The sequence below is a fragment of the Rhodococcus sp. Leaf247 genome (assembly GCF_001426185.1).
Classification (GTDB): domain Bacteria; phylum Actinomycetota; class Actinomycetes; order Mycobacteriales; family Mycobacteriaceae; genus Rhodococcoides.
On sequence record NZ_LMRP01000004.1, the window covers coordinates 393,703 to 403,134 of the forward strand.

Here is a 9,432-nt window from a genome sequence, read left to right on the forward strand (position 1 = left end):
CCCGCCGATGTCAGTGAACGGGTCTGTCGAGCGCGCGCGTCGTGTCGACCCGGACGAGACCACGCCGCCGGGCGGTGACGGCGAACAGGAACGGAACGCCCACGACACCCATGGCGACGAGGCCGTACAGCGCCGACCATCCGAGGTTCGGCAGGAAGACCGCATGCGCCAGTGACGATCCCAGCCATGTCCAGACGAACAGCCCCCACGGGACGACGTACGAGACGTCTCGAATTCTCGATCGTCCGACGCGTCCCAGCAGTTCCATGGCGCAGGCCATGAGCGTCGCGACGAGCAGCCAGCCGACGTAGTTGGTCCACGGGATGCCGGGCAGCCCGGGTAGAGCCGCGAAGGTGCTGCACCATGCCCACTGGCCGTCCGCCACCATCTGCGGGTCGAGATACAGGTCCCATCCGACGACGCCCACGGTGGTCAGCGCGATGCGGGGGAGCACGGGGGCGCGCAGTCTCCCGGTCACGACCCGTGCCGCGCACCAGACGGGGTACAGCCCGGCGGTCCAGGCGAACGGAACGACCACCGGCACGTGCGCGATCGAGGGTCCGATCCGGTCCTGCGCGTAGGCGTAACAGCCGAACGGCATGCCCGTCCGGGTCCCGATGATCTCGGCCGTCAGCCCGATGCCGGCGGTGACGACGACCATGGCCGTCGCCCAGCCGACACCTCGCGCCGACGCAGCATGCGTGATGCACGCTGCGGCGAGCAGCGCGACCACGCAGAACGTCACCGCGTCCTTGGTGCCGCCCGAGACGAGCGGGTAGCTGATCTGTGCGAGCACCGCCGCCAGTGCGAACGCCAGTGCCACCGGCGTGGGCGCCCTGTTCCGGACGGACGGCCGGGTCATCGGCGTGAGGGCAGCGCCGACCCGACCCGCGACACGGCGCGGCGAAGGGGGCTGCCCGCACGCTCGGCCATCGCCAGTCGTGCCGCGCTACGCCCACTCGATCCGGACACCCCGCCGCCCGGATGCATGGATGCTCCGGTGAGGAAGAAGGACGGCGCTCCGGGAACGGTCATCCCGGCGAGTGCGGGCATTGGTCGCCACATCATCATCTGGTGCAGCGACATCTCCACGTGCATGACGTTGCCGCCGATGAGCCCGAGTTCCTGCTCGAGGTCCCACGGTGACTGGGTATGGCGCTCGAGGATGCTGTCCGCGAAACCGGGGGCGTACTTGTCGACCTCGGCGACGATCCGGTCGCCTTCGAGCTCGGCGACGTCCGGGCTGTTGCCTCGCCAGGTCCGTCCGTCGGCGAGCGTGTACGGATGCCACTGGGACCACAGCGACACCTGATGCTCGCCCGGCTTGGCGATCGACGGATCGACCGCGCTGAAGCTCATGGCGAGCACGACCGGCGCCGGAGGTAGGTCTCCGGCAGATGCGGCACCGTGCGCACGACGTAGCTGTGCTCGGTCGTGCACCAGCAGTTGCAGTCCCCGCGTGGACGATTCGAGGCTGGGAGCGCCCGGGTACTGCGGGAGCTCGGACGTCGACGCACGCACGACCATGCCGATGCCGGGGCCGACGTCGATCTGTCGACGCCAGGATTCGGTCGTGGCGGTGTCGAATCCACCCGCGTCGAGAAGGTCGAGCGTGGTCAGGATGTGACACCCGGCGATGACGGTCCGGGCGCGAACCTCCTCGCCGCCGGCGGTGCGGACGGCCCACCCGTCACCGTGTCGCGTCACCGACGTCACGGCGTCGCCGAGTGACACCGTTCCGCCGTCCGCCTCGATCTTCGTCTGGAGGGCCACGCTCAGTGCCCCGCTACCGCCGACCGCCCGGCCCGGCGGAGTGGTGTGCATGAGCGCGTTGAACGCGACCATGGGCGCGGTTCCCGGCTCGGACATCGGGGGACCGGACTGCGCGCCGAACCATGCGAGAGCCGCCTTGAGCCGCTCGCTGTCGAACCACCGGTTCAACAGGGAATCTCCCGAGGCGAGGAACTCGCGCGACAGAGCCGCCGCGCCATCACTCGCGTCCATTCCCCAGAACGACGACAGCAGGGCACGACCGGTCGGGGGACTGCCGAAGGACTTCATCACCCGCGCGCTGCGGGGACCCCACAGCGCGACGAACGCCCGGTAGGCATCCGCATCCTTGCGGCCACACGCGGCTTCGATCGACGCGCACGTCGCGTCGAGATCGACGGAGAAGACGATTCCGGGCTGATCCGTTCCGGGGGGCGGGGGAGCGAAAGCCCACGGATCGCAGTCGAGATAGCGAAGGCCGTGGTCGCCGAGGCGGAGTTCCTCGATGATGCCGGTCTGCCGGATCATGATGTGGGCGGACGATCCGCGGTCCACCTTGTGGCCGGGGAAGCGCTCCACCGTGGAGGCGGCCCCACCGACTACGGTGTCGCGTTCGAGCACCCGTACCGACCATCCTGCGTCGGTGAGGTAGGCGGCGGAGACCAGTGCGTTGTGGCCGGATCCGATGACGGCGGCATCGATCACGTGGTCGGCCTCATTTCTGTGGTGGTGGTGAACGGTGACGCGGTTCCCTCTGTCGACGGTAGGCCGCGTTCTGTCAGAGGTAATTCGCGGCCGAGGACGGCGAAGGGTCGGGAATCACCGGCGAAGTGGAAACGTCGCACGACGTCGACGAAACCCATTCTGCGGTAGAGCCTCCATGCTCGGTTGTCCTCGCCCGCCACTTCGGGTGTCGAGAGCAGCACCGCGCTCTCTCGGCGTCCGTCGAGCAGCGCGAGCAGGAGGCGTTCTCCCAGACGGTGCCCCTGCGCCTCCGGAGAGACGTGGAGTTCGGTGAGTTCCACGTAGTCGGCCAGCATCGCTTCGGAGCGCTCGTGTGACCACCCGGCTCGCCGCATTCCGTCACGAACCTGTTGGTGCCACCACTGGTGGGGTGCGCCTCGGTAGCAGTACGCGATGGCGACGAGCGGGCGGTGACCTTCGTCTCCCTCCGGTGCCAGCGCGCCGACGGCGCGCCAGCCGGGACGCAGGATGTGTTCCGCCCACATCGGCGCACGGTGGAGTTCGGTGCCGCGTGGATAGCCCATCGCCGCGACGTAGACCGAGAGCGCCTCGGTGAGCCGTCGCCGCATCTCCTGTGGAGACAGCTCGATCAGCACCGGACCGTGGTCCGAGACCTGTTCGGCGGCGTCCGACACGGTGTTCACCTCGATTCCTCGCCTCGATCCCTGGCTTCCTGTCGGTGGCCCGCGCTATGGTGAATCCATCGAACACGCGTTCGAATGGATCGTGCCTCGGCGCCGAACGGTTCCGGCAGGTCGATTCTGCAACGATGTCCGACCTCCATGCTTACATCGCCCTCGTTCGGGCCGCTCGGCGGACTGTTCGAAGGGTCCGCGGTGTTGTACGGAGAGAACACCGACACGAGGGATGGGTCAGACAGGGAGGTCCGGCAATGATGGCAAACCCGACAGTCCACAGCTCGACGGTTCGCGGTTCTGCGGCGCGCGGTCCGGCAGAGGCAGACGCGGCACACCGCGCCCCGGTCGGCGGTAGTGCGGAGCGCTCCACTGTCGTGTCCATCGGTGCGAAGACGTCGGCACCGCGTCCCTATGCGCGGGCTCGGATGCTGCTCCGTCGTGCCGACGCCATCCTGGGGGATGCTGCCGGTGCGCCGTCGGCGGCGGACCGTTTCCTGGAGTCCTACGTAGCGGCTCTGCGCGGCGCGGGCGCGTTGCTCGACGCGGTCGATCCGGTCCCCAAGCGCGGCGCGTCACGCAGCGCGTGGGTGCGCATGCAGGTGGCTGCTCCGGACTTCACCGAGTGGGCTGCGTACTTCTCCGCGTACTCCGCGCTCCGCGCCTCCATCGAGGCCGGATCCGCGGATCGTCTCGACGAGGCGGAGGCCGACGAGTTCTTCCTGCAGGTCGGGCGCTTTCTGCACCGTGTGGAAGACCGCGTGAACGTCCGTTCCGACGACGTCGCGGTGCCCGCCTAGGGCCGGTCGCCACCACGGCGGCGATTTTTCTCGCATACTGGTGGTGCAGGTAGGTGGTACGCCGCCGATTCTGCTCGTATCATCGTCAACAGGTAGCCGGGACCGATCGGCTACCTCTCGCTTCTGGCAAAGAAGCGAGAGCCATCATCCAGTGCCGGGGGAGGTACCGTGCCACTCTCCGAGCACGAGCAGCGCATGCTCGATCAAATCGAGAGCGCTCTCTATGCCGAGGACCCCAAGTTCGCGTCTACCGTGCGCGGCGGACGGATTCGGGCCGCGTCCACGCGGCGTCGTTTCCAGGCCGTCGCCCTGTTCGTGATCGGCCTCATTCTGCTCATCGCAGGTGTGGCTCTCCCGATCAAGCCCGGTGGATTCCCGATCATCAGCCTCGTCGGCTTCGTGTTCATGTTCGGGTCGGGCGTGCTTCTCCTGTTGCGCAAGCCCGCCACGTCACAGTCCGATCGATCCGGCGGCGCCGACACCGCGTCGCCAGGGGAGACACGTCGTCCGGGATCCGCGCCGCGCCGCGGCCCCCGCCGGGGCTTCTCCTCACGTATGGAAGACCGCTTCAAACGCCGTTTCGACCAGGAGTAGCGCGCACAGAACCGACGCGCGCGGATCCTGGTCCGCATCGACCGCCACAGCGCGGCACCCCCGACGGGGTGCCGCGCTGTTGTCGTCTGTGTGGGTCCGGTGGCGTCGCATAGCGGTCTCGGGCAACTCGCGCCCCACCTCGCCCCACGATCGGCTCCGCGATCCCGCGAATCCCCACCGCGCCCCACAGCAACTCACCAATCGCTGATCGCGGACACCACCGATTACAGGGCCCCCTCTCACCTGGCCTTATTCGTTGCGGTGAGCCCCACTCGGCCATCTGTTGCCGTGGGCCTGCCGCGGCCACTGTCCGGGCGAAATAATTTCTCCCACCACCCCCACCGCTGTCACCTGCATCTTTCGTGATCCCTCACTAATTCGATGCTCCACATCGATTGAATGTGGGGGAAAGTGGGGTAATGTGGTGGACAGCGGAGATCAGGAACGCCCCGCGACATGCACGATGCGGGTCCGAGCAGGAGGTGCCGAGTGTTTCTCGGTACCTACACGCCCAGACTCGACGACAAGTACCGGCTGACGCTGCCGGCGAAGTTTCGCGAAGACCTGGCGGGAGGAGTGATGGTGAGCAAAGGGCAGGACTACAGCTTGGCCATCTATCCCCGTGACGTATTCGCGGAGCGGGTGGAGAAGCTGTCGAAGGCTTCTCGTTCCAACCCCCAGGCTCGCGCGTACATCCGCAACCTGGCGGCCGGAACCGACGAGCAGCGGCCTGACACGCAGGGTCGCATCACCATCGGGTCCTCGCATCGCGAGTACGCGAAGCTGTCCAAGGACTGCGTCGTCATCGGCTCGATGGATCACCTCGAACTCTGGGATGCCGCGGCATGGGAGCGGTACTCGCAGGAGCATGAAGAAGATTTCTCGCAAGCTGTCGATGAATCATTGATGGGAATGTTGTAAACCCGTATGTCGTAACAGATTTCGGGCCGGCGGCGAGTGCCGCGTGGCCTCTGCCCGAAACCGGGCCTTGACGTACTTCCCCAACGCCAAGTACCGGTCGGACCCTGACGTACTTCCCCAACGCCAGGTTCCACTGTCGGACAGAGACCTCGACGCACTCCCCGCCACCTCCGGCACAGTCACACAGCACGACATGCGAACCAGGCGGGAGATCACCACGATGGCGGAGGACGAACCCCGATCCGCTTCCCGCTTCTCTCACGTACCGGTCCGACTGCACCGCGCCGACGAACTTCTCGGTCCCGCGTTCGGTGCAGCCGTCGACACCGATCGAGATCCCGTCTACATCGACGCCACTCTCGGACTCGGCGGACATGCCGAACATTTCCTCGACACGTACCCGCGCCTTCGCCTGATCGGTCTCGATCGCGATCCCGATGCACTGGCCATGGCAGCGGAGCGTCTCTCACGATTCGGTGACCGCGTCACTCTGATCGCCACCACGTACGACGGCATCGAGGACGCCCTGGACACCGCCGGCCTCGCAGCGAAGGACAGTGTCGACGGGATCCTGTTCGACCTCGGAGTGTCGTCCATGCAGCTCGACTCGGCCGAGCGCGGATTCGCCTACTCCGTCGATGCCCCGCTCGACATGCGGATGGATCCCACCACCGGCCGGACCGCCGCGGACATCCTCAACACCGCGACACACGGTGAGATCGCCCGCATCCTCAGCACGTACGGCGAAGAGCGGTTCGCCGGCAGGATCGCCTCGGCCATCGTGCGCCGCCGCGAGACCGAGCCGTTCGTCACCAGTGGCCCACTGGTGGAACTCCTTTACGCCAGCATTCCCGCCGCCACCCGCCGTACCGGGGGACACCCGGCCAAGAGGACGTTCCAGGCACTCCGGGTCGCCGTCAACGAAGAGCTGGACTCGCTTCGCGACGCCATCACGCCGGCACTCGAGTCGCTGGTGATCGGCGGCCGCATCGTCTTCATGTCCTACCAGTCGCTCGAGGACCGCGTCGTCAAGCAGGAACTGACGCCGCTCACTCGGTCGACCACCCCGGACGGTCTGCCGATGGAGCTGCCCGGCAGCGGACCGGAATTCCGCGTACTCACCCGCGGGGCCGAGAAGGCCCCGCAAGACGAGATCGACGACAACCCCCGTGCTGCACCGGTGAGACTCCGTGCAGCCGAACGCATTTCCAGGAGGTCGTCATGAGTGTTCCGGTGGATACACCCGGAACGGGCGGTCGCCGCGACGTCGGCTCTTCGCTCGAGACCGTTCGTACACCCCGCCCACCGGCTCGCACCGGCGCGGCACGACGCGCGTACGACAAGCGCCGACAGCGTGCGATGTCCCACGAGTCGGATCCGCGCGCTGCTCGGACGCAGCGATCCCTCGCCGGACGGGTGCCGTTCGTGGCCACGATCATGGGGCTGCTCGCGATCGGGTTGGCCTCGACCCTTCTGCTCAGTACGCGGGCGGCCGAGGACTCGTATCTGCTCAGTGCCGGGCGCGCGGAGAACCAGTCGCTGACCGAACAGGCAGCGGCACTGCAGCGCGATCTGGAAATCGCGCAGTCGGCACCGGAGCTGGCTCGTCGTGCGACGGCGCAGGGCATGATCCCGACGAAAGACGTTCCCCGACTGGTCGTCCAGCCCGACGGGATGGTCCAGGTGATCGGAACCCCGGCGCCGGCATCGGGTCCTCCCGCTCCCGACTTCGCGTCGGCGACCCCGAGCGGTCCGGGTGTGCCGATGGCGTCCCGCCCGGGTGCCCCCGCTGCGACCGGTGGGGAAGCGCTGACACCGGTCACTCGCGGCACGTCCGCGTCGGCGACTCCGACTCCGTCGTCGACCCCGGCCACCAGCACGCCCCCGGCCACGAGCACGCCGACGACCACCACGCCCCCGCCCGCAGCGACGACGACTGCGGCGCAACCCGTTCCGACACCTGCGCCCGCCAACGGCGAGCAGCAGGTCCCCATCGCAGGAGGCGCCCGGTGACGACGCGGCAACCGTATCGCCCCGCTGATCGCGGAATGCGTTCCCCACAGCACGATCCGCGTCGACGCAGCGATCCCGGGTCGGGCGGACCGCGCCCCCCGGGTCCTCCTCGTCGTCGTGGGCCGAAGAAGAGCGAGACGTTCGACTTCAGGTTCCGCTACGGACGCTTCGCGATGTTCGCGGTGCTCGGTGTCGCCACGTTGCAGCTGCTGTGGATCCAGGGCATCGACGCACCCACGTTGTCGGCGCAGTCGGCCAGCCAGCGGACGACGACGGTCGTGGACCCGGCGGTGCGCGGGTCGATCACCGACCGTCAGGGCAATCCCATCTCCTTCACGATGGAGGCGAAGGCGCTGACGTTCCAGCCCCAGCGCGTCCGCGTGCAGCTCGAAGAGGCTCGTGCCAAGGACGACACGGCTCCCGATCCGGACGTCCGGATCCGCGAGATCGCGGCAGGTGTCCACGGCATCCTCGGTGATCTGGTCTCCGAGTCCGATCTGATCTCGAAGATGACCAGCTCCGCATCCTTCGAGTACCTGGTGCGCAGCATCGATCCCGCCGTTGCCGCGGAGATCACCGAGAAGTTCCCCGAGGTAGGCCTGGAACGGCAGGACATCCGTGAATACCCGGGTGGCGCCCTGGCCGCGAACATCGTCGGCGCGACCGGATGGGACGGACACGGCCTGCTCGGTCTCGAGGACTCGATGGATCCGGTCCTGGCCGGAACCGACGGTTCCCGCACCTACGACCGAGGGAGCGACGGCGCCGTCATCCCCGGCAGTTGGCGCGACCAGCAGCCGGCCATCGACGGGTCGACAGTCGAGCTGACGCTGGACAGCGACATCCAGTACTACGTGCAGCAGCAGGTCCAGCAGGCCAAGGACCTCTCCGGAGCGAAGAACGCGTCCGCCGTCGTTCTCGACTCCCAGACCGGGCAGGTCCTGGCGATGGCCAACGACGGCACGTTCGATCCGTCGATCGGCGTCGGCAACAACTCCGCGTCCGCCCAGATGGGCAATCTGTCCGTGTCGAGCCCGTTCGAACCGGGCTCGGTCAACAAGATCATCACCGCCGCAGCAGCCGTCGACGAAGGACTGACGAACCCGGACGAGGTGCTGCAGGTACCGGGCAGCATCACGATGTCCGGCGCCACCGTCAAGGACGCGTGGGATCACGGGGTCGCGCCGTACACGACCACCGGCGTCTTCGGTAAGTCGTCCAACGTCGGAACCCTGATGCTCGCGCAACGTGTCGGCGAGGATCGGTACGCCGACATGCTGGACAAGTTCGGTCTGGGCCAGCGCACCGACGTCGGCCTTCCCGGCGAGAGTGCCGGCAGCGTTCCGGCCCGCGACCAGTGGTCGGGCGGAACGTTCGCCAACCTCCCCATCGGCCAGGGTCTGTCCATGACCCTCCTGCAGATGACCGGGATGTACCAGGCCATCGCCAACGACGGACTCCGCATCCCGCCGCGCATCGTCTCGGCGACCGTGGGAACGGACGGGCAGCGCACCGAGGAGCCGCGGCCCGACGGCGTCCAGGTGGTCAGCCCGGAGACGGCGAAGACCGTGCGCGACATGTTCCGTGCCGTCACCCAGAGCGACACCGGCAACCAACGCGGCACGGGTGTCGCGGCAGGTATCGAGGGATACCAGGTCAGCGGTAAGACCGGTACCGCGCAGCAGGTGGATCCGGAGTGCAAGTGCTACTCCAACTCGAGCTACTGGATCACCTTCGCCGGTATCGCTCCGGCCGACAACCCTCGCTACGTGATCGGCATCATGCTCGACGCGCCGACCCGGAGTTCCGACGGTTCGGGCGGACAGTCCGCTGCACCGCTCTTCCACACGATCGCGTCCTGGATGCTCCAGCGAGATGCGGTTCCGCTGTCCGCAGAGGGACGACGGCTGGTTCTCCAGGCCGACCAGTAGGCCGCGCAACAGCGCGGCGACACG

General features: G+C 67.8%; 9 protein-coding genes. 6 read left to right on the forward strand and 3 right to left on the reverse strand.

The features are described 5' to 3' along the window. Window positions 1–10 precede the first annotated feature (10 nt). Genes ASG64_RS19840 through ASG64_RS19850 form a run of 3 tightly spaced genes read right to left on the reverse strand, consistent with a single transcriptional unit; the run spans window position 11 to window position 3,083 of the window. A complete protein-coding gene (locus ASG64_RS19840) occupies window positions 11–862 on the reverse strand; it encodes a carotenoid biosynthesis protein (RefSeq protein WP_056075818.1) in 852 nt (283 codons plus the stop codon). Beyond that, window positions 859–2,475, reverse strand: a complete 1,617-nt coding sequence (locus tag ASG64_RS19845; protein ID WP_056075819.1) for a phytoene desaturase family protein — start codon at window positions 2,473–2,475, stop codon at window positions 859–861. Before ASG64_RS19845 ends, ASG64_RS19840 begins: the two co-directional genes overlap by 4 nt. Beyond that, window positions 2,472–3,083, reverse strand: coding sequence for a GNAT family N-acetyltransferase (locus ASG64_RS19850; RefSeq protein WP_082518597.1), 612 nt, complete (start codon window positions 3,081–3,083; stop codon window positions 2,472–2,474). Before ASG64_RS19850 ends, ASG64_RS19845 begins: the two co-directional genes overlap by 4 nt. A gap of 326 nt (window positions 3,084–3,409) precedes the next feature. Here ASG64_RS19850 and ASG64_RS19855 point away from each other — a divergent pair, with 326 nt between their 5' ends. The 6 genes from ASG64_RS19855 to ASG64_RS19880 all read left to right on the forward strand — a co-directional run bounded on the left by ASG64_RS19855 (window position 3,410) and on the right by ASG64_RS19880 (window position 9,408). Further along, window positions 3,410–3,949, forward strand: coding sequence for an SAV_6107 family HEPN domain-containing protein (locus tag ASG64_RS19855; RefSeq protein WP_235579625.1), 540 nt, complete (start codon window positions 3,410–3,412; stop codon window positions 3,947–3,949). A gap of 168 nt (window positions 3,950–4,117) precedes the next feature. After that, on the forward strand, window positions 4,118–4,543 hold the full coding sequence (locus ASG64_RS19860) for a DUF3040 domain-containing protein (RefSeq protein ID WP_042575178.1): 426 nt from the start codon (window positions 4,118–4,120) through the stop codon (window positions 4,541–4,543). 489 nt (window positions 4,544–5,032) lie between these two features. After that, window positions 5,033–5,464, forward strand: coding sequence for a division/cell wall cluster transcriptional repressor MraZ (gene mraZ, locus ASG64_RS19865; protein ID WP_056075822.1), 432 nt, complete (start codon window positions 5,033–5,035; stop codon window positions 5,462–5,464). A 220-nt stretch (window positions 5,465–5,684) separates the two neighbouring features. Further along, complete coding sequence (gene rsmH, locus ASG64_RS19870; RefSeq protein ID WP_042575280.1) at window positions 5,685–6,689, forward strand: 16S rRNA (cytosine(1402)-N(4))-methyltransferase RsmH; 1,005 nt, start codon at window positions 5,685–5,687, stop codon at window positions 6,687–6,689. Next, entirely contained in the window at window positions 6,686–7,477 is a 792-nt protein-coding gene (locus tag ASG64_RS19875; protein WP_052493294.1) for a hypothetical protein, read from the forward strand. The genes rsmH and ASG64_RS19875 overlap by 4 nt, the downstream gene beginning before the upstream one ends. 35 nt (window positions 7,478–7,512) lie before the next feature. Beyond that, window positions 7,513–9,408, forward strand: coding sequence for a peptidoglycan D,D-transpeptidase FtsI family protein (locus ASG64_RS19880; RefSeq protein ID WP_156148928.1), 1,896 nt, complete (start codon window positions 7,513–7,515; stop codon window positions 9,406–9,408). Window positions 9,409–9,432: the final 24 nt, after the last annotated feature.

What these genes read in the sequence shown, in the direction of transcription:
- ASG64_RS19850 (WP_082518597.1), bottom strand. Translation starts at nt 3,083, where the DNA reads ATGCGGCGACGGCTCACCGAGGCGCTCTCGGTCTACGTCGCGGCGATG.
- ASG64_RS19880 (WP_156148928.1), top strand. Translation starts at nt 7,513, where the DNA reads ATGCGTTCCCCACAGCACGATCCGCGTCGACGCAGCGATCCCGGGTCG.
- rsmH (WP_042575280.1), top strand. Translation starts at nt 5,685, where the DNA reads ATGGCGGAGGACGAACCCCGATCCGCTTCCCGCTTCTCTCACGTACCG.
- ASG64_RS19855 (WP_235579625.1), top strand. Translation starts at nt 3,410, where the DNA reads ATGGCAAACCCGACAGTCCACAGCTCGACGGTTCGCGGTTCTGCGGCG.
- ASG64_RS19840 (WP_056075818.1), bottom strand. Translation starts at nt 862, where the DNA reads ATGACCCGGCCGTCCGTCCGGAACAGGGCGCCCACGCCGGTGGCACTG.
- ASG64_RS19875 (WP_052493294.1), top strand. Translation starts at nt 6,686, where the DNA reads ATGAGTGTTCCGGTGGATACACCCGGAACGGGCGGTCGCCGCGACGTC.